This window comes from Pseudomonas sp. Sample_23, assembly GCF_004307595.1.
Taxonomy (GTDB): Bacteria; Pseudomonadota; Gammaproteobacteria; order Pseudomonadales; family Pseudomonadaceae; genus Aquipseudomonas; species Aquipseudomonas atacamensis.
In genome coordinates, this window is sequence record NZ_RCNX01000102.1 from 56,425 (window position 1) to 75,389 (window position 18,965).

Consider the following 18,965-nt stretch of genomic DNA (forward strand, 5'->3'; position numbering starts at 1 on the left):
TCCAATCCGGCGGAATGATCCGCGCAGCGAGCGGTCAACCGGCAATAACAGCTTCGAGAGCGTGCCATGTCCATCGCCAAGGAAACGATTGAATACCTGCGCCAACATTCACTGATCATCACCACCGCCGAATCCTGCACGGCCGGGGAGATCGTCATGTTGCTGTCGGAAGTACCCGGCAGCGGCGAGCTGATCGAGTGCGGCTATGTGGTCTATTCGCCGCAAGCCAAGCAGCGCCTGCTGCACGTCAGCCCGGCGACCATGGACACCTTCAATCTGACCAGCGTGGAAGTGGCCAGTGAAATGGCCATCGGTGCGTTGCGCGACAGCACCGCCAACGTTGCCGTCGCCACCACCGGCATTCTCGGACCCGATGATATGGATGGCATCAAGGCCGGTACGGTGTGTTTCGCCTGGGCATTCCAGTTCGATGACAAACATTTTCTGTTCAGCACCCAGCAATGGTTTGCCGGATCGCGCAGTGAAGTGCAGACCCTCGCTTCTGAATTCGCCCTGCAGCAGTTGCCGGACTATCACCGTCGCGCCTTGCGCGGCGAAGGAGGGTGGCGCCGATGAAGCACGACGCTGAGCATCCCGATCTGCGCAGTCGGCAGTTCCCGGTGCAGGAGGACATGGCCTATCAGTTGAAGGTCTGGCGCTTCGAGCACATTGGTTGGTATCTGCTGGTGCTGTGCATGCTGCTGGGTCTGTTGGGGCTGTTTTCCCGTGGCGTGCTCAGTTCGCAGGACGCCCGCAGCGCCGATGGCAAAGTCCAGGTCGAGTACGAGATGTTCCACCGCAACGGCTCGACCAACCCGCTGAAACTCAGCGTGCACACGGCGCCTGAAGCCACTGTCGAACTCGACATCGGTGGCGAGATGCTCGATGGCTTCAGCGTCGAAACCATGCAACCGGCCCCGGTGCGTATGCGCAGCTCAAAACAGGGCATGCGCTTGTGGTTGCAGGCGGATGCCCAGGGCCAGGCGACGCTCTATGTGACGCTGCGCGGTGACGGATTGGGCCTGTTTCGCAGCCAAATCCGCGTGCCGGGCTCGAGCGAAGTGAAGCTCACTCAATTCATTTATCCATAGGTGACCCATGGACTCGGTGTTGCGCGCACTCGCGATGTATCTGGCACTGATGGTGCTGTTCAAAATTGCCGGCCGGCGTTCGCTGGCCGAGTTGACGACGTTTGATTTCGTCCTGCTGATGATCATCGGTGAAGCCACCCAGCAGGCGCTGCTCGGTGATGATTTTTCTCTGACCAATGCGTTTCTGGTGATCATTACGCTGATCGCTGTGGATGTCGGTTTCTCCCTGCTCAAACAGCGTTCCAGTTGGGTGTCGCGGCTGATCGATGGCGAGCCGACGATCATTGTCGAGAACGGCAAGCTGTTGCACCGGCGCCTGCGCCATGCGCGGCTGGTCGAGGCGGATGTCATGGAGGCGGCGCGCTCCAGTCAGGGCATAGAAACCATCGACCAGATCAAATTCGCAATCATCGAGCGCAACGGCAAGATTTCCGTGATCCGCCAGGATCCGGAAGGCGGCTGAACCTTTGACGCCGCACGGCCGCAATTTTTTTGAACGCTGAAAACGCCTCACAGCCCAATGCTTACAAGTCATCGGAGGATTGCGAAATGAACGAGGCAGCCAGTTATTTTTCCATCGCCGTGGCGGTGATCATTCTGCTGGTCGACCTGTGGGCGATCGTCAGTGTGTTTCGCAGCAACAAAAGCGTCGGCGTCAAAGCCGCCTGGGCGATCGGTCTGATCGTATTCCCGGTGCTCGGCCTGATCGTGTGGGGCATCGCCGGCCCGCGCGGTGTCAAGGAAGGGCCTTCGTCGCCGGAGCACAGTAAGGGTTAAGAACCCTGATTTGCGCACATCCGGAAAATTGGAGGTGAACGATGAAAGCTGTTGTATTTCATGGCGTCGGGGACATCCGCCTGGACGATGTTCCCGATCCAACCATTCAAGCGCCGACCGATGCCATTGTCAGGCTGACCGCGTCGGCCATTTGTGGCACCGATCTGCATTTCATTCGCGGCAGTGCGCCGGACATGCAGCCCGGCACGATCCTTGGGCACGAGGGCGTGGGGATTGTCGAAGCGCTCGGTGAAGATGTGCGCAACCTCAAGGTTGGCGATCGCGTGCTCATTCCCTCGACCATTGCCTGCGGCAACTGCTCGTACTGCCGCGCCGGCTATTTCGCCCAGTGCGACGTGGCCAATCCCAACGGTAAAACCGCTGGCACGTCATTCTTTGGTGGGCCGAAAACCACCGGGCCATTCGATGGCCTGCAAGCCGAGAAAGCGCGAATCCCTTTCGCCAACATCGGCCTGATCAAGCTGCCCGACGCCATTACCGACGATCAGGCGATTGCCATGTCGGATATCTTTCCCACTGCCTGGTTCGGTGCCGACATGGCCCGGATCAAGGACGGCGACACGGTGGCGGTGTTCGGCTGCGGGCCGGTCGGACTGTTTGCGATTATCAGCGCGAAACTGATGGGCGCTGGCCGGGTGTTCGCCATTGATGGCCTGGAAGATCGCCTCGCTCGCGCGCAGGCATTGGGTGCCGAGTGCATCAATTTCGAGAAAGAAGATCCGGTTGAAACCATTGCGCGCCTGACTGCGGAAATTGGCGTGGATCGGGTGATCGAGGCCGTGGGCATCGACGCCAACCATTCCCATCACGGCCATCACCATCCTGCGCAGTGGCAACCGGGCGATGCGCCTTCGCAAGCGCTGGAATGGGCGGTCAAGGCTGTGGCCAAGGCCGGCACGATTTCCATCATCGGTGTATATCCCGCCGGGTTCGACAGCTTCCCGATCGGCGAGGCGATGAACAAGAACGTGCATATCAACATGGGCAACTGTCATCACCGCAAATACATTCCCAAGCTGATCGAAATGACCCTCGCCGGGCGCGTCGACCCAGCAAAAGTGCTGACGCAGGACGAGCCTTTGACTGACGCGATTTCGGCGTTCAAGGCGTTTGATCAACATCAATCCGGCTGGATCAAGGTCAAGCTGGAACCGGGTAGCGATACCACTGCTGGCAGGAGATCGTCATGAAAAAAATCTGTGTATGTCTGGGGTTCTGCTCGATGTTTCTGTTGAGCGGCTGCTTCGATTCCAACGATGCACCCAACAAGGACGGTGACAAAAGCAAACCGTCGGTGCAGATGCAGACCGAGAAGCCTGAGGAGGGCAAGTAACTGCTGGCAAATAATCCCTGTGGGAGCGAGCCTGCTCGCGAAGGCGTCAGGTCGGACAACTCTGTGCTGACTGATGCTCCGTCTTCGCGAGCAGGCTCGCTCCCGCATTGGTTCAGTTCGAGTAGCGGTATTCCAGCCATGCCCAATACAGTAAAGCCACAGCACTGATCCCGCCTCCGAGAAAACACACCGCCACCCAGCCATATTGCGCATAGGTATACGTCGCCGCGATCGCGCCCAAACCACTGCCCACCGAGTAAAAGCACATATACGCACCGACCAGTCGACTCTGCGCATCGGGCCGTGCGGCGAAGATCAGGCTTTGATTGGTCACGTGCACTGCTTGCACGGCGAAGTCGAGCAGGATCACTCCGACAGCCATGGCCAGCAGCGAACTGTCGACAAATGCGATGGGTAGCCAGGACAGCGTCAGCAGCGCCAGGGCGATGCCGATGGTGCGATTGCCCAAGCCGCGATCGGCCAGGCGCCCAGCCCGTGCGGCGGCGAGCGCGCCCGCCACTCCGGCCAGACCAAACAGGCCGATCTGCGTATGCGACAGCGACAATGGCGGCGCGCTGAGCGGCAGCACCAGCGACGTCCACAACACACTGAAGGCGGCGAAGATCAGCAGGGCGAAGATGCCGCGCACGCGCAGTACCCGCTCAGTCAAAAACAATTCCAATACCGAGCGCAGCAGTCGCCAGTAACTGCCCTGTGCGGGCGGTTTTGCCGAGGCGGGCAGGGTGCGCCATAACAGCAGAGCCATGCCGACCATCATGATTGCCGAGACAAAATACACGCCGCGCCAGCCGGCCAGATCAGCCACTACGCCGGAAACGAAACGCGCCAGCAAAATGCCCAGTACCACGCCACTGGTGACGGTGCCTACGGCGGCGCCGCGCTGCTGCGGGCGAGCAAGGCTGGCGGTGCAGGCGACCACCACTTGCACCACCACCGCCAGCAGACCCACCAGCATCATGGCGCCGAGCAGCACTCCCCAGCTCTCGGACAGGCCCACGGCACATAGCGCCGTTGCAGACAACAGCAGTTGGCTGACGATGAGTTTCTTTCGATCGAGCAGATCACCCAGCGGCACAATGAACAGCAGCCCGACCGCATACCCGGCTTGCGTGGCCGTGACCACTACGCCGATTGCACCGGATGAAACCCCGAGGCTGGCGGCCATCGATTCCAGCAATGGCTGTGCGAAGTAAACGTTGGCCACCGCCATCGCGCAGGTGATTGCAAAAAGCAAAGTCTGCAAACGACTCAGCCCGGTCGTTGCGCTGTCAGTTGCGGCTTGCGCATTGACCAGGGTTCGCGTCTGGCAGGGCATCCGTGCTTCCTCGTAGTGTGGTTTTGAATTGAAACCGAGGCGTTGATCTTTATTCATTCGGGTTGTTAAATGCAACCACATTCAATAGCCGATCCATCAGGAACCACATGGCCCGACAACAAACATTGGCGCAGAGCGAATGCCCGGTGGCCCGAACCCTCGAAGCCATTGGCGATCGCTGGGCCTTGATGATCATTCGCGATGCGTTCGATGACGTGCGCCGGTTCAGCGAATTCCAGAAACGTCTGGGCCTGGCCAAGAACATCCTCACGGTCAAACTGAAAATGCTCGTCGAGCTCGGCGTGTTGCAGATTCAGCCCGCGTCCGATGGCAGCGCCTACAAGGAATACGTGCTCACCGACATGGGCCGCGCGGTGTTCCCAATCGTCGTCAGCCTGCGGCAGTGGGGCGAGCGCTTCCTGTTCGCGGAAGGCGAGGAGCATTCGGTGCTGCTCGACAACGAGGGGGCCGAGCCCGTTGAAACCATTGTCGTACGCTCCAGAGCCGGTGCCGTGCTGAGCCCGGAGGATTGTCACCGACAGGTTGTCAGGCGCGGGCAGTGAAACTGGGCGGATAGCCGTGGCGCGTATCGATAGCCGCGCCTTCTCGTGACATGTCGGGTCGGCGTCCGCCGGGTTTTTGATCTAGGCTGTTTTCGATCCTCGATCAGCAGCGGTGCGCCGTTGCCATATTTCCAGCAACGCGATTACCGGAGTGCCTGATGAGCCTTTCACCTTTCCACCTCGCCATCCCGGTCTACGATCTTGCCGCTTGCCGGCGTTTTTACGGTGAAGTGTTCGGCCTGGAGGAGGGCCGGTCCAGCGCGCAATGGGTCGATTTCAACTTCTACGGCCACCAATTGGTGATCCACGAACAGCCGAAAACGGCTGCCCAGCAAAGCATTAATAGCAACCCGGTAGACGGTCACGACGTACCGGTCCCGCACTTCGGCATCATTTTGCAGTGGGAGCAATGGGAGGCACTGGCCGAGCGACTGAAGTCATTCGGCACGCAATTCGTGATCAAGCCCTACATTCGATTCAAGGGTCAGGTCGGCGAACAGGCGACCATGTTTCTACTCGACCCCTGCGGCAATGCGTTGGAATTCAAGGCGTTCAAGGACATGAGTCAGGTGTTTGCCAAATGATCAGAGCGTAGTGGTCTGGCCGTTGCGATCGCGCTCATAAACCTTGTTGGCCTGCAGCTTTTCCTTGAGCCAGCGCTCGGCCGTGCCCAGCGGCCGTTGGCGTGCCCATAACAGGTCGACGCCGATTTGCCAGTCGGTATGCGGGTACGCCGACAGCTGCAACTCGACCAGTTCGCCATTGCCCAGTTCACGCTGGATCAGTTGGCGCGGCAAGGTCGCCCAGCCGAGGCCGGCGCGGACCATTTCCAGCAGGGCCAGATAGCTTTCCGCTTGCCACAGTTGCGTCGAACGCAGGTATTCACTGCTCGGCAGTTTGCTGGCGTGCGCACTGAACGCCAGGCGCCGGTGCACATGCAAATCGTCGAAGGTGACGTTGTCCAGTTGCGCCAGCGGATGATCGGGATGGCAGACGTGCAGCATGATCAGTTTGCCCAGTTGCTGGAACGCCAGTTCCCGGGGATAGCCCGGCTGCGAAAACGCCACCCCCAGCACCGCCTCGCCACTGCTGACCAGTTCGCTGACATCGCCGTAGACCGGGTGGCGAATGATCAGATCGACAAACGGGAAGGCCTGCTCGAACGCTTGCAGCACCGGCATGATCGGGCCGTACGGCGTTTCAATCGCCAAGGTCAGGCTCGGTTCGACGCTATCGGAAAGGCAATCGGCGTGGGCCTCGAAGGTCATGCAGCGCTCCAGTACCGCTTCTGCCTGCACCAGCAATTTGTGCCCGCTGGCGGTGAGGGCAGGGCTGCGGTTGCTGCGGTCGAACAGCTCTACGCCAAGGTCGGTTTCCAGATTGGCAATAGCCGCGCTGATGGTCGACTGCGTCTTGCCCAGCTTGCGCCCGGCGGCGGAGAACGAGCCGCTTTTCACCACCTGGACGAACATCAGCAACTGATCGAGTGAGAAGCGCACGCGGTGTACTCCGAGGTTGAGCGAGACGGCGATTGTGCCGCGTCTTCGCCATCGAAAAAAGCGATGGTTGCCAATTTGTTTCATCGTTAAAAACATTCAAGGATGACCTCGCGTCTTCGAACGCCGGGGCCGATTCTCTCTGTGCATCTGTACCTGAGCGCCCGCGATTACAACCAACGCTGCCCCTTCAGGAGCTTGTGCCATGACTACACAACGCGTTCACCCGGTCGACGAGGTGTTGCCCCTGCGGCAGCTGGTCACCTTCGGTCTGCAGCATGTTCTGGTGATGTATGCGGGAGCGGTGGCGGTGCCGCTGATTCTCGGCAGCGCGATGGGGCTGACGTCGGCTCAGGTGGTTTTACTGATCAACGCCAACCTGCTGACCTCTGGTGTGGCGACGCTGATTCAGACCCTCGGCTTCTGGAAGTTCGGCGCGCGTTTACCGTTGATTCAGGGCTGCTCGTTCATTGCGCTGGCGCCGATGATCATGATCGGCAAGGAGTTCGGCCTCAGCCAGATCTTTGGCGCGGTGATCGCCGCCGGCTTCCTGACCATCGCACTGGCGCCGGTGTTCAGCCGCTTGCTGCGATTCTTTCCACCCGTGGTGATTGGTAGCCTGATCACCATCATCGGTATTTCACTGATGCCGGCGGCGGCAATCTGGCTGGGTGGCGGTAATCCCGATTCGCCTGACTTCGGTCGCCCGGCCAATCTGCTGCTGGGCCTGGCCACGGTCAGTGTGACGCTGGTGGTTTATGCGAAATTCAGCGGTTTCATCGGCAATCTCAGTGTGCTCATCGGCTTGTTTGTCGGCAGCCTGATCGCTGCCGCCTGCGGCATGACGCACTTCAATCGGGTCAGCGAGGCGGCGTGGTTCGAGTTGAGCGCGCCAATGGCGTTTGGTCCGCCGGAATTTTCTCTGGTACCGATTCTGATCATGACCCTGGCGATGCTGGTGATCATGGCCGAGACCACTGGCAACTGCCTGGCCATCGGCAAACTGGTCGGCAAACCGACTACGCAGCAGACCCTCGGCAACGCCTTCCGCGCCGACGGCTTGTCGACCATGCTCGGTGGTCTGTTCAACAGCTTTCCCTATAACGCCTTCACGCAAAACACCGGCCTGATTGCGCTTTCGAGCATCAAGAGCCGCTTCGTCGTCGCCGCCGCTGGCGCGATCATGGTGTTGATGGGCTTGTTCCCCAAGCTCGGCGCGCTGATTGCGGCGGTGCCGACGCCGGTGCTGGGCGGCTGCGCGATCGTCATGTTCGGCATGACCACAGTGGCGGGCATTCAGGAACTGTCACGGGTGCAGTTCGAGGGCACACGCAACGCCATCATTGTTGCGGTGTCGGTCAGCGTCGGCGTCTTGCCAATGTCGTTTCCGGCCCTGTTCGAACATGTCGGCCCGACGCTGAAACTGGTGCTCGATAGCGGCATTTTTCTCGGTGCGATCACCGCCATTCTGCTCAATGTGCTGCTCAACAAACAAAAACCATCGACCGACGCCGTCGGCGCTTCCACGGCCGAACTTGCCGACTGACTTTTGTCTTTTCTCACTGCCCAGGAGTTACCCATGAATCAATTCACTCAGCTTGTTCCGGCCGGCGTCAGCGATCTGGACCTGGCATTGCTGCGCCAGACCATCGCCCTGTCGCAGGCGTCGAAACAACGTGGCCGGCACCCGTTTGCGGCGCTGGTGGCGGACCGCGACGGCAGAGTCATTGCCGAAGCGGGCAACAATTCGATGCCGCCGGAGGGTGATCCCACCCAGCATGCCGAACTGGTCGCGGTCGCTGCGGCGGCGAAGCGGTTGTCACCCCCGGAGTTGGAGGCGTGCACGCTGTACACCAGCGCCGAACCTTGCTGCATGTGCGCAGGCGCGGTGTATTGGACCGGTGTCGGGCGAGTGGTGTATGCGTTGTCGGAACATGCTTTGCTCGGGCTGACTGGCGATCATCCGGAGAACCCGACGTTCTCGTTGCCGTGTCGCGAAGTGTTTGCCAGAGGGCAACGCACGGTCAGTGTCTTCGGGCCGATGCTGGAGGCAGAGGCGGCTGAACCGCATAAAGGGTTCTGGTCTTAGTCGATATGGATCGTTCCCACGCTCCTGCGTGGGGACGCATCCGCTGACGCTCTGCGTCACTTTTACTTCGCCGGGATGACATCCACACATTCCCCAGCGGAATGCCCCCCATGAAATCATTGAATTTTTCTTCTCCACGCTCACCGCGTAGCGTGTCGCAAAGACAAGGAGAATCGCCATGACCCAACCCGCCACTGACGCCGCCGGCAAATTCGACACCTCCCGCGCCAACGAATATGCCCGGCAAAGCCGCATTGCCCTGGCTGGCTACGATGCCTGTCACGATCTGTCGGCCTGCATGCTCGCCGCCAGCCTTGGGCAGTCGCGTTCGGCAAACGTGCTGGTGGTGGGCGCGGGGGGCACCGCGCAGGAAATCATCGCCATGGCCGCGCTGGAGCCGGAGTGGCACTTCACTGCGGTCGATCCTTCCGGGCCGATGCTGGATGCTGCGACCGAACATCTGCGCGCCAATGATCTATTGCACAGAGTCCAGATACATCTCGGTCATGTCGAAGACTTGCCGGCCGACGCATCTTTCGACGCCGCCACCCTGATCGGTGTACTCCATCACCTGGGCGGTGATGAGGCCAAGCAACAAATACTGTGCTTCATTCAGGCCCGCCTCAAACCCGGCGCGCCATTGATCGTGGCCGGCAATCATTACGCTTACGCCAGTCAGCCATTGCTGCTGCAAGCCTGGAGCCAGCGCTGGCGACAGCAGGGCGCAACCGCTGACGAGGTGCAGGCGAAGCTCGGGAAGATCTTGCAGGGCGCTGATCCGCCGCACTCGGAGGCGGCGGTTCAAACATTGCTGCATGACGCCGGATTCGGCGATGCAACACGGTTTTTCAGCAGTCTGTTCTGGGGCGCCTGGCTGACGTGCAAGCTCAGCCAGGCGACCCGACTTGCCTAAGCCTCCGTCCAGTCCAGCGCTGCCGTCTCGCGCCACTTCACGTCGGTGATCCCATAGCGCTCGGCCTGGGGTTTGGAAACCACTTTCAACGGTGGTTTACCCGGTTTCGGAATCGGCGCAATACCGGCGTCACAGCTCGCCCAATGCCAAGCGTCGGCGTTGCGCATACTCTTGGCGCGGATGACGAATGATTTTGGCTGGTCGTGATGTTTGTATTCGATGACGAAAATATCGGTGCTACGCATGAGTTCCTCCTTACGCTCATACGTAAATGATTTTGTCCGACAAGAAAAATTCAAAGGATTTTCTGGCCGGATGATCAGCGTCATTCAGCGCTCTAAAACGCGGTTCTTCATGAAACCGCGCAGGTTCATCAGGAACAGGCAAAGCTGCAGAACGATCAGCGCGTAAGCCCCGGCATGGACGCCCCAGATCACCCACAGCAAATTGCTCAGACTGAAACAAACGAAACCGCTCATGCGCCGTTGCGGTCGTTGCGAACCGATCAGCCAGGCGGCCAGAACGGTGACCAGCATCGCCGGCCATTGCACCCAATCCAGATATGCCAACGCTCTGTCCTCTGCACAGATTTGTTTGATGCAGAAAGGGTACACAGCAACCGAAGGATGGTCACCGCCCGCACGGCTCTGCGTAGCAATGGCGGTGAAAAAGGTTTCGCCCGGCAGAAGCCGGGCGAAGATTTCAGGCGCGCAATCAGTAATCCCAAATCGCAGGTATCCAACGGAAAGCAGCACCATTGATCGCGACCCTACCCACCGAAGGGAAGGCCAGATGCGTGGCGACGAACAGCTCGCCGCTGGCGGCGGCTTCCTTGAGCATGCGCACGCGCACTTCCACCGATTTGGCCGGATCGTGTTCGAAACCGTTGTGCCAGTCGGGGTGATCGAACGCCACCGGGAACAATGCGTCACCGGCAAAGGTCAGGCGCTCGCCACCGGAGTTGACGTAGACCACGCAGTGCCCTGGCGTATGACCACCGGTGAGTTTTGCAACTACGCCAGGTGCAACCTGACATTCGTCTTCGAAGATGTGCAACTTGCTTTCATAGTGGTCGATGAACGCGTTGGCGGTGCTGCGCAGGACGTCTGGTACTGGTGCGGGCATGTCGGTGCTGGTGAAGTCTGGCGTGGACCAGAAATTCACTTCGGCCGCGGTGACGTGGATGCGCACGTCGTGACGCAGACGGCTCTTCACCGAGTCGACCAGCAGGCCGCCGATATGGTCCATGTGCATGTGCGTGATGACGATATCAGTGATGTCGGCGAGATCCACCCCGGCAGCGGCCAGGCGCTTGGGGAACTGCCCGGCACGCGGGAAACCGGGGAATTGGCCACCGAGGCCGGCGTCGACGAGGATGACTTGTTCGCCGCTACGCACCACCAGCACGTTGAGCGCCCAGTCGAAGGCGTCAGGGCCCAGATACATTTCCTTGAACCAGGCGGCACGGTCGGCGGGGTCGGCATTGGTTGACATGGTCTGGGTCGGCAACGGCAACACGCCGTCGCTGATCACCATCACGTCAATGTCGCCCAGGCGCAGGGCGTAGCGCGACGGCACCAGTTCTTCGCTTTGCGTTTGCAGGGCCACCGCGCGGTTGGCGGTGAAGGAATCCAGATGCAGGGTCATGGTGTTCTCCTTGTTTTCAGGGCTAAAGCGGAGGTGAAATCAGGCTACAGGGATCAGCGGATCGGCGGCCGCGAGGGCAGCGCGACGATCGGCGGCGGGCGGGTAGATCCACACCGTGTTGATCTGCGTCTTCAGCTCTTTGGCTTCGGCCTTCACCAGTTTCAGCTGACGATCCCAGCCTTCCGTGTACACCGCGCCCCAGGCGCCCAGATCCAGGCAAGTCACGTACTTGGGCTGGCGATACATTGTCGGAGCGACGCCGAGGAGATCGGCGGCGGCGTTGTTGCCGGCGTAGCGACCCAAGCTGATCGCGTGCTGGCAAGACATCGCGGCATAGTTGCCGAGGTCGTCTGTGGCGGCGCGAGCGACATCACCAGCGGCAAAGACGTGATCGATTCCGTGCACCTTGAGGTTGCCATCGACGTGCAGGCGGCCCTGGCCATCGCGTTCGGCGTCGAGTTGTTCGGTGAGCGGGCTGGCGCGGAAACCTACGGTCCAGATCACGGTCTGGCTTTCGATGTGGCGGCCATCGGCGAGGGTGACGCCATTGGCATCCACAGCGGCAACGCTGGCATCGACGATCCATTCGATACCCAGGTCATTTGACGCCTCGATGATCGACGGGCGAATGCCATCACCCATGGTCGCGGCGATGTCCTTGCTGCGATCGACAATGATCACGCGCAGGTCTTGATCCTCACCGATGATCGCACGCAGGCGCGCCGGCATTTCCGTCGCAGTTTCAATCCCGGTGAAACCGCCACCGGCGACCACCACGGTGTTGCGCGCAACACTGGGCGGTTGGTTGCCGAGGGCGATGAGATGGCGTTCCAGACGCGCCGAGGATTCGATCTGATCGACATCGAACGCATGCTCCTTGAGGCCAGGCACCGGAGGCCGAGCGAGCTGGCTGCCGCTGGCGAGAACCAGCCGATCGTAGGCCAGTTCACCCGGACGCCCGGCCTCGTCGCGGTAACCGATTCGGCGCGCCCGGGCGTCGATGCTTTCAGCGGTGCCTTTGACGAAGCGCACACCCACCGCATCGAACAGCGCGTCGAGCGGCGCGTACATGCTGTGCACGTCCGGCTCGTAGAAGCGCGGGCGAATACGCAATTCGGCTTGCGGGGCGAGCAGCGTGATCTCGACATCCTGACGGGCATGCATATCCAGCAAACGCGCAGCGCTCAGCGCACTCCACAGCCCGCCGAACCCTGCACCGATCACCAATAATTGCTGTTTCATAATGTGCTCCCTGACGCTGATGGATGGATGACACCCGAGTCCGATGCGGACTCTGGCGTGACGATCAGTGGCCGCCGCAACTGCTTGCCGTACTACCTGGCGCTCAATCGTTCGCCGTCGAGAGTCATGCTAGGGCGGGGAGGATGCGGGCGCAGTTGTCCATCGGTGTGCGTGGGGTACGCATGGGTGGAAGAGGGGTATACGAAGGTATGGGGGGGGCGAGGTGGGAATACCGGGCGAGGTGTTGTTCGAAACGAACATCGCCGCGCAGGGTGCCAGCACGCCTGCACGGCCGATGCCGTTGTTCAGTCGGTGGGCACTACGTTATCCAACGCTTTGTTGACGGCCAATTCCCCCAGCATGACCACCTGTGCAATGCCTAACAGCGTATTGCGCCGTGAGCCTTCCAGCATCCCGGCGAAATCACCGAGCATCACCGTGGCGGACGCCAGGGATTCGCACGCATTGACCAGCAAGGATTCGGTGTCGGATTCCGGGTTGACCATAAACAGCGTGTTGGGACTGTAAGGCGTGGCGTTGACCTTGGCCGGCGCGAGGTAATGGTCGAGCGCGCGCTCGGCGGCGTCGTGAAGTTTTTTTGAATGGAAGGATTCATAAGGCGATACCGATTCGGTGACCGGCGGATGGGACGGTGTCTGTGACATCAGCTGAAACTCCGATGAGCGCCGCTTGAGCGTCTGGGTATGAGGACGACGCGCCACGGCTGTGGCGCGTCCGCTGGCAGTGAGGGGAGCACGCCCCCTCATGCCTCGATGGCCGGCTAGTTCGACACGCGTCGGCTGTCGAGCACGCGATTGACGATGAGCTCACTCAACATGGTCACCTGCTGCAACATCAGCAGCGATCGACGCTGTGGATGGTCAATCACGCCGCCGATTTCGCGGGCCATGTCATTGGCGGCTGCCAGCGATTCACAGGCTTCGACGAGCAACGTTTCCTCATCCACCGTCGGGTCAATGAGAAAGATCCTGCCTGGCTGGCGCTTGGGAATGGTGGTTTTGAGCGTCTGAGGGTCGAGGTAAAAGTTGATGGCGCGAGCAGCCGCATCTTTTATCCGCTGAGGTTCCAGAGCAGGGTCGTACGGGATTGAATCCGCTTCCGGCGGGTTTGGGGTTACTTTGAACATTGATGAAGCTCCTAACACATTTAAGGGAGGCTTCACCCTTTCGCTACCAAACGAAGGGTGGCGGCCATGCACAGGTTGGTAGACCGGGTGTTAGGATCCGGCGCGTCCTAGGACGCCCTATACATGGCCACCGCAAATCCGAGACAGAAATCTCGACGGCAGATCTGTATATCTAACACTGCGGGCTACCAAACCCGATCACCTATTTCGGTGACCGACAAACGATAGGACCCGCAGCCTAGACGCACAAGCCGGCGGATTCTGAAGTACCCGTAGGCAGCGGCGCAAGGCGTTGTAGGCTTTTTGGAGGAGAAATCGGTGTAATTTAAACGTGCTTGCCAAGTCGTGTTTATGCGCTGTACGTACCTGCTCATCTCACCTTTTCAGAATATCGGAGACCCGAATCTGTTTAGGCCGATCTCAAGGCCGTTGCGCCGTGGGGCGGAGAGTTTCAAGCAAGTCGCGTCGTAGACGGGCTTTTTAGCTCTTCCACTGTTGGCCGTAGATCAGCAGAAAAACGCCTCGGCTGGCAGGTGAAAAAATTACTTGTCAACACTGGGATCACAAATGACATAGCGCTTAGTCTGCTTTGAAAACGAACTCAAAACCGATTCCCATTTTTCTCAGGAGCTCGGCCACGCGCTCGAAGAACAATTCCCCCTGCTCCGAAACCTCGTACTTGCCGTAAACACGGATTACAAGTGACTTGCCGAGTGCAGCGGGAATCTTGTTATAGATCTCACCGCTTTCGATGAAAGCGATGTAGCCGTTTATCTTCCGTTGTAGCGCGAGCAGGTGCTCGGCTTGTAGGGTCTTATTGCCCCATTCTAGGTGGCCAGCGATGCCCAGGATGATGGTGCCACTGTCCGATTTGGGGATTCCCCACATATCGATAATGTTCGGGTCTGTTAAGGACACAGCGGATCCTTGGCCTCCAGCCGATTTGTTCAATCCCTCTGAGGGAACCGAGCTACAGCTCTGTGGCTTGCCGCCCTTTGCTTTGCTTTGCTTTGCTTTGCTTCAGCTCTACTAGCTCACACGCCTAGTGTCGAACAGCAAAGTCGTCCTTAAGCACAAATTCCATTCCGATGCCTACGCCTTTGAGTACCTCGGTCACGCGGTCGACAAAGGTTTCACCTTGCTCAGGTAGCTCATATAAACCATTGATGCGAATTTTCGGATTCTTGCCCTTGGCTGGCGGATAGCTTTCCAGCAGTTCGCCGCTCTCGATGAAGGCGATGTAGGTATTGATCTTCTCCTGTAGCAACAACAGGTGTTCACCCTGTTGGGCTTTGTCGCCCCATTCCAAGTGATCAGTGATGACGAGTACGACATTGTCGGGTTCCCACTCGGGCACTGCGATGATGTCGACGACTTTTGTTTCGGTGATGGACATGTCTGCTCCCTCAGAGGGTCGGGTCAGGTCGAATGATGTCGACTCTGGTAGGTGGGATTCGGGTGCCTCCGGTGAAGCCGGGTTTACCTTTGCCGACGACGGTTGCGCCGGTCTTTTCTATTTCTGGAAAGCCCAATTTCTGATTGCGCGTCAGTGGCGCTGTTTCCGAAGATTTGCATTCGACGCAGGAGATGTTGCCGTCCGCATCGCGGCCCATCATATCAATGCGCGTGCGTACACCGCTGTCGGTTTTGACGGTGACCTCACGAGCGGCTTCAGGTTTGATCTTACTGAATTCGTCAAAGGACGCTTCTTCGAACGCTTTGCCCTTTTGCTTATTCTTCTCTAGCTGCGTGCTGAGCACGACGTAGATGGGCTCAAGCCCCGCATCCTCCGGGAACCAGATGATCGCATCCTGAAACTCAGGTGGGTGCGCGGGGTTGGCCAGCAGCGTGTCCGACTGTGCTGTCGGCGGATAGACCCAGACGGGAGATAGCTGAGGGGCACCTTCCAGCGCTGGGATCCCCAGCACTCCATCCGGGCTTGCTCCGGGTGTCCAGGTCAGACCGATGCCGTTGCCGATGTCGGCGATGAATTTTTCGCCGTCTTTCTGCGCTTTGATGACCGGTACATTTTCCCAGTCCTTCTTGCCGCCGGTGTAAAAGCCGTAGGCGTTGACGGAGCCGTCCGGCAACGTTTTTACGTTGACACGGACACGCGTTCGGCCGGTTTCAAGCGTGGCGTATTGCTCGTCCTTTATAGAAGGCACTGTCCGGAGCAATGCTGGTGTTGGGCATCAATAGCGCGACGGTGCCCACGGCAGCGCCTGCTGCCACGGCGCCTGCGCCGTCGAGTAGGCCTAGCGCGAGTGAGCCACCCAGCCGTTGGGCAACGGCACTGCCAGTTGCGGAGCCGCCGACAAACTGAAGGGACGTGCCTTCGGCGGTAATCGCTGCGCCAGTGGCCAAAACGGCCCATAGCCCATAGTCGGCCAGCTTTTCGACGGGAACGAAGCCTGTCGGGTTGCTGTGGTTAATTTCACCGTCGGGCAGGTTGCAGCTTTTGGCGAAGACGCAGCCCTTGAGGTCGGGTTTCGCGTCTGGCGCTGGCGGGAGTTCTTTGTATTGCGCCCAGTGCTGGGCGTTTAGGTCGACGGGTTCGACGCCGGCGTTGCGGTAACCCTTGGGTGGGTTTGGGACGTAGCCGCTCAATCCTTGGTTCCTTGTTCTGGTCCTTTTGAACGGGGTGAAGGGTGACAGGCGGAGTTTGCAGTGGCAATTAGTGGCGCTTTGATTCTAGATTCTGAGGCGCCTCTCATTTCCATGTGATCAAGTCAGCGCTTAAGGAAATGGGGTAGCTCAACTACCTCCGTAATCTCTGGAGCTTCCCCTCGCTCCCAGCCCTCTCCTCGAGGAGAGGGAGCCGACCGTGTTGTCTTCTGTCAGAAATCGGCCTGATCGACCGAGTCGATAGGAGGCGATAAATCCAGGCGACACGCAATTCAATGCGATGAGGGCCTTATCAAGTGTTTTCAGATTTACGCGGTGCAAACTCAACCCAGGCAAGTAGCTCGTCCGCCGCAAAGGGTTTACGCAGGCAGGCAACGACATCGGCTTCCCGAAACTTGGCGCAAAGCAAACCACTCTGATCCGCCGACACAAAAATCACCGGCATCCGCCAGCCTTGCGCCCGCAGTGCATCCAGCATCTGCAAACCACTCATGCCCGGCATCTGAATATCGGAGATCACACAATCAGTCTGCGCCGGCCCGTCCGAGTCAAGGTAGTCCGCTGGCGCCGCATAGCAGAACACCTGATACCCCGACGCCCGCAGCAGGCTGCTCAGCGATGTGCGCATTGCCTCGTCGTCGTCCACTACCGCAATGACATGCGTCTTGTGCATAACGCTCCCGGGCCGGGCGGCCGAGCTGGTGACTCCTGTCGTTCTTGCACCATACGCTGATGGCCAGCGGGCAAAACTATACGTAGGTATAGCGGTTCAGCCATCGCGGCTGAAGCGACTGCGGTAGTCGCGCGGGGAGATCGACAGGTGGCGCTGGAAGCAGGCGCGCAGGCGTTCTTCATCGTTGAAGCCGCAGATGCGGGCGATTCGTTCGATTTTGTGCGGGGAGTTTTCCAGTAGGCGTTTGGCCGCTTCGAGTCGGAACAGCTCGAGCGCTTTCGACGGTGTGCGCCCGGTGCGCGCTTTATAGACCCGCGTGAAGTTGCGCAGGCTCATTGCGGCTTGCTCGGCGAGGCGCTCCACCGTCAGATTCGGATCGCCGAGGCGCTCCATGAGCCAAAGGTGCAGATCATCGAACATTGCAGCGTCCTGCGCCTGCGATTGCAGCAGCGTGCTGTATTGCGCCTGGCCGCCGGGGCGTTTGATGTACACCACCAATTCCCGCGCGACTTGCAACGTCACTTCACGGCCGCAATCGGCCTCGACCAGCGCCAGCGCCAGATCGATCCCGGCGGTGACTCCGGCCGAGGTCCAGACCTTGCCTTGCTGAATGAAGATCGCGTCGGCATCTACCTCGACCGCTGGAAAGCGATCGCGCAAAGCGTCGCACATCGCCCAGTGAGTGGCAGCGCGGCGGGCGTCGAGCAATCCGGCCTGAGCCAGCAGAAACGCACCACTGCACACCGAGACCACGCGGCGGGCGAGGTGAGCATGGTCCTGCAGCCAGTCGCTCAGTTCGCGGTGCTCCTCGAGGGTCTGGCAGATGTCAGGGGCGCCGGGCACGACCAGCGTGTCCAGCGCGGCGGTGTCGAGCGTGGTTAGCGCTTGGGTGTCGATGGCCAGCCCTTCGACGGTCTGGATCAAGCCGCCGCTGAGGCTGGCGGTGTGCAGTTGATAACCGGGCTGCCCGCGCTCGGCCATGGCTTTGCTCGCGGCCCAGAACACGGTCTGCGCACCGCTGAGATCAAGCAGGCTCAGGCGTGGGTAGGCGATAAACACCACGTCGCGCGGGACCGATGGAAAAGAGGAATGGTTGGACATCGCGGGCCTGCCTGTTTGCATCGCTAAAGGCGGGACTGCCTCGGCCTGGCCGATTTTCAGGGGTTTCTGGCCGGCCGGCAATGGCGCTGACTGTTAGCCTGATCGCTGAACGTCCGGCCGGCCGGTTGCTGGATGCGGTGGCCATCCTGAACTAGATTTATTGACCAGCCCAATGCGTGCTGCGATCTCGCCGAGGAGACACAATGACCTTGTGGTCGCATTCCAGCCCTGCGCAAAGTCCCGGCGTGCTCGGCGAGCCAGTGGTGTACGTGGTCGATGACGATGCCTCGATGCGCCAGGCGCTCGACAGCTTGCTGCGCTCGATCGGCCTCCAGGTGCAAACCTTCGACAGCGCCGGAGATTTTCTCGCGCAAGCGCAACGTGAGGTACCCGGTTGCCTGGTGCTCGACGTGCGCCTGCGCGGCGAAAGTGGCCTGACGTTTCAGGAACAGATGGAAAAAAACGGCTTGCGCATCCCCGTGGTGTTCATGACCGGCCACGGCGACATCGCCATGAGCGTCAAGGCGATGAAGGCCGGCGCGGTGGATTTTCTGGCCAAGCCGTTCCGTGATCAGGACATGCTCGACGCCGTGGCCAGTGCGTTGGCTCGCGACCGTGCGCGGCTGGCAGCCGAACACTCCGGCGCCGTTTTGTGTCGGGCTTACCAAACCCTGACCGCACGTGAGCGCGAAGTGCTCGGCTTCGTCATTGCCGGGCTGATGAACAAACAGATTGCCGGACAGCTCAACCTCAGCGAGGTCACGGTCAAGGTCCACCGTGGCCAGGTCATGCGCAAAATGGCCGCACGTTCAGTGGCCGATCTGGTGCGTATCGCAGAAGCGCTGGGCATCGAGCCTGTCCAGCGCAACCCCTGAGCGCTGGCGACGTGCAACTCACCGTGCGGCAAAAAA

General features: G+C 60.0%; 24 protein-coding genes and 1 pseudogene. 12 read left to right on the forward strand and 13 right to left on the reverse strand.

Features of this window, described 5'->3' with window-relative positions; genetic code table 11:
* The first annotated feature begins 66 nt into the window (after positions 1–66).
* The 6 genes from D8U82_RS26725 (at position 67) to D8U82_RS28195 (ending at position 3,222) form a co-directional block, all read left to right on the forward strand.
* Positions 67–576 (forward strand): CinA family protein, encoded by a 510-nt coding sequence (locus D8U82_RS26725; protein WP_110599071.1) that lies wholly within the window; start codon positions 67–69, stop codon positions 574–576.
* A complete protein-coding gene (locus tag D8U82_RS26730) occupies positions 573–1,091 on the forward strand; it encodes a hypothetical protein (protein WP_024012533.1) in 519 nt (172 codons plus the stop codon). The genes D8U82_RS26725 and D8U82_RS26730 overlap by 4 nt, the downstream gene beginning before the upstream one ends.
* Positions 1,092–1,098: 7 nt before the next feature.
* On the forward strand, positions 1,099–1,554 hold the full coding sequence (locus D8U82_RS26735) for a YetF domain-containing protein (protein WP_024012534.1): 456 nt from the start codon (positions 1,099–1,101) through the stop codon (positions 1,552–1,554).
* A gap of 86 nt (positions 1,555–1,640) precedes the next feature.
* Entirely contained in the window at positions 1,641–1,868 is a 228-nt protein-coding gene (locus D8U82_RS26740; protein WP_024012535.1) for a PLD nuclease N-terminal domain-containing protein, read from the forward strand.
* A gap of 41 nt (positions 1,869–1,909) precedes the next feature.
* A complete protein-coding gene (locus D8U82_RS26745; protein WP_130888631.1) occupies positions 1,910–3,079 on the forward strand; it encodes a zinc-dependent alcohol dehydrogenase in 1,170 nt (389 codons plus the stop codon).
* Positions 3,076–3,222 (forward strand): hypothetical protein, encoded by a 147-nt coding sequence (locus tag D8U82_RS28195; protein WP_016774259.1) that lies wholly within the window; start codon positions 3,076–3,078, stop codon positions 3,220–3,222. Before D8U82_RS26745 ends, D8U82_RS28195 begins: the two co-directional genes overlap by 4 nt.
* 112 nt (positions 3,223–3,334) lie before the next feature.
* Here D8U82_RS28195 and D8U82_RS26750 read toward each other — a convergent pair whose 3' ends face one another.
* Entirely contained in the window at positions 3,335–4,558 is a 1,224-nt protein-coding gene (locus D8U82_RS26750; RefSeq protein WP_130903283.1) for an MFS transporter, read from the reverse strand.
* A gap of 107 nt (positions 4,559–4,665) precedes the next feature.
* Between D8U82_RS26750 and D8U82_RS26755 the strand changes: the two genes are divergently transcribed.
* Both D8U82_RS26755 and D8U82_RS26760 read left to right on the forward strand, forming a co-directional pair.
* Complete coding sequence (locus D8U82_RS26755; protein ID WP_123441645.1) at positions 4,666–5,121, forward strand: helix-turn-helix domain-containing protein; 456 nt, start codon at positions 4,666–4,668, stop codon at positions 5,119–5,121.
* A gap of 158 nt (positions 5,122–5,279) precedes the next feature.
* Positions 5,280–5,705 (forward strand): VOC family protein, encoded by a 426-nt coding sequence (locus D8U82_RS26760; protein ID WP_130903284.1) that lies wholly within the window; start codon positions 5,280–5,282, stop codon positions 5,703–5,705.
* Here D8U82_RS26760 and D8U82_RS26765 read toward each other — a convergent pair whose 3' ends face one another.
* On the reverse strand, positions 5,706–6,620 hold the full coding sequence (locus tag D8U82_RS26765; protein WP_123441644.1) for a LysR family transcriptional regulator: 915 nt from the start codon (positions 6,618–6,620) through the stop codon (positions 5,706–5,708). It abuts the gene before it with no gap.
* A gap of 202 nt (positions 6,621–6,822) precedes the next feature.
* Here D8U82_RS26765 and D8U82_RS26770 point away from each other — a divergent pair, with 202 nt between their 5' ends.
* The 3 genes from D8U82_RS26770 to D8U82_RS26780 all read left to right on the forward strand — a co-directional run bounded on the left by D8U82_RS26770 (position 6,823) and on the right by D8U82_RS26780 (position 9,619).
* On the forward strand, positions 6,823–8,163 hold the full coding sequence (locus tag D8U82_RS26770) for a nucleobase:cation symporter-2 family protein (RefSeq protein ID WP_130903285.1): 1,341 nt from the start codon (positions 6,823–6,825) through the stop codon (positions 8,161–8,163).
* Positions 8,164–8,196: 33 nt separating this feature from the next.
* Positions 8,197–8,706 (forward strand): nucleoside deaminase, encoded by a 510-nt coding sequence (locus D8U82_RS26775; protein WP_130903286.1) that lies wholly within the window; start codon positions 8,197–8,199, stop codon positions 8,704–8,706.
* Between the two features lie 178 nt (positions 8,707–8,884).
* Positions 8,885–9,619, forward strand: coding sequence for a class I SAM-dependent methyltransferase (locus D8U82_RS26780; protein WP_130903287.1), 735 nt, complete (start codon positions 8,885–8,887; stop codon positions 9,617–9,619).
* Here the strand turns inward: D8U82_RS26780 and D8U82_RS26785 are convergent.
* From D8U82_RS26785 to D8U82_RS26835, 11 genes and pseudogenes are all read right to left on the reverse strand, one after another.
* On the reverse strand, positions 9,616–9,864 hold the full coding sequence (locus D8U82_RS26785; RefSeq protein WP_016774267.1) for a DUF6555 family protein: 249 nt from the start codon (positions 9,862–9,864) through the stop codon (positions 9,616–9,618). The two genes, D8U82_RS26780 and D8U82_RS26785, sit on opposite strands and share 4 nt — an antisense overlap.
* A gap of 84 nt (positions 9,865–9,948) precedes the next feature.
* Complete coding sequence (locus tag D8U82_RS26790) at positions 9,949–10,188, reverse strand: hypothetical protein (RefSeq protein WP_016774268.1); 240 nt, start codon at positions 10,186–10,188, stop codon at positions 9,949–9,951.
* Positions 10,189–10,333: 145 nt separating this feature from the next.
* Complete coding sequence (locus D8U82_RS26795) at positions 10,334–11,266, reverse strand: MBL fold metallo-hydrolase (protein ID WP_016774269.1); 933 nt, start codon at positions 11,264–11,266, stop codon at positions 10,334–10,336.
* A gap of 39 nt (positions 11,267–11,305) precedes the next feature.
* A complete protein-coding gene (locus tag D8U82_RS26800; protein WP_130903288.1) occupies positions 11,306–12,508 on the reverse strand; it encodes an NAD(P)/FAD-dependent oxidoreductase in 1,203 nt (400 codons plus the stop codon).
* Between the two features lie 305 nt (positions 12,509–12,813).
* The gene (locus D8U82_RS26805; RefSeq protein WP_130903289.1) at positions 12,814–13,173 is read right to left on the reverse strand and encodes a DUF6124 family protein; all 360 of its coding nucleotides are present in this window, start codon (positions 13,171–13,173) and stop codon (positions 12,814–12,816) included.
* 116 nt (positions 13,174–13,289) lie between these two features.
* Positions 13,290–13,655 carry a hypothetical protein gene (locus D8U82_RS26810; protein WP_130903290.1) on the reverse strand — a complete coding sequence of 122 codons (366 nt, stop codon included), beginning with the start codon at positions 13,653–13,655 and terminating at the stop codon, positions 13,290–13,292.
* A 579-nt stretch (positions 13,656–14,234) separates the two neighbouring features.
* Positions 14,235–14,573 (reverse strand): DUF6572 domain-containing protein, encoded by a 339-nt coding sequence (locus tag D8U82_RS26815; protein WP_130903291.1) that lies wholly within the window; start codon positions 14,571–14,573, stop codon positions 14,235–14,237.
* A gap of 124 nt (positions 14,574–14,697) precedes the next feature.
* Positions 14,698–15,051 (reverse strand): DUF6572 domain-containing protein, encoded by a 354-nt coding sequence (locus D8U82_RS26820; protein WP_016774273.1) that lies wholly within the window; start codon positions 15,049–15,051, stop codon positions 14,698–14,700.
* 10 nt (positions 15,052–15,061) lie between these two features.
* A pseudogene (locus D8U82_RS26825) lies at positions 15,062–16,262 on the reverse strand (S-type pyocin domain-containing protein).
* Positions 16,263–16,572: 310 nt separating this feature from the next.
* Positions 16,573–16,953 carry a response regulator gene (locus D8U82_RS26830; RefSeq protein WP_110599083.1) on the reverse strand — a complete coding sequence of 127 codons (381 nt, stop codon included), beginning with the start codon at positions 16,951–16,953 and terminating at the stop codon, positions 16,573–16,575.
* Positions 16,954–17,049: 96 nt separating this feature from the next.
* A complete protein-coding gene (locus D8U82_RS26835; protein WP_130903292.1) occupies positions 17,050–18,054 on the reverse strand; it encodes a DJ-1/PfpI family protein in 1,005 nt (334 codons plus the stop codon).
* A 203-nt stretch (positions 18,055–18,257) separates the two neighbouring features.
* Here D8U82_RS26835 and D8U82_RS26840 point away from each other — a divergent pair, with 203 nt between their 5' ends.
* Entirely contained in the window at positions 18,258–18,929 is a 672-nt protein-coding gene (locus D8U82_RS26840) for a response regulator transcription factor (RefSeq protein ID WP_016774275.1), read from the forward strand.
* Positions 18,930–18,965: the final 36 nt, after the last annotated feature.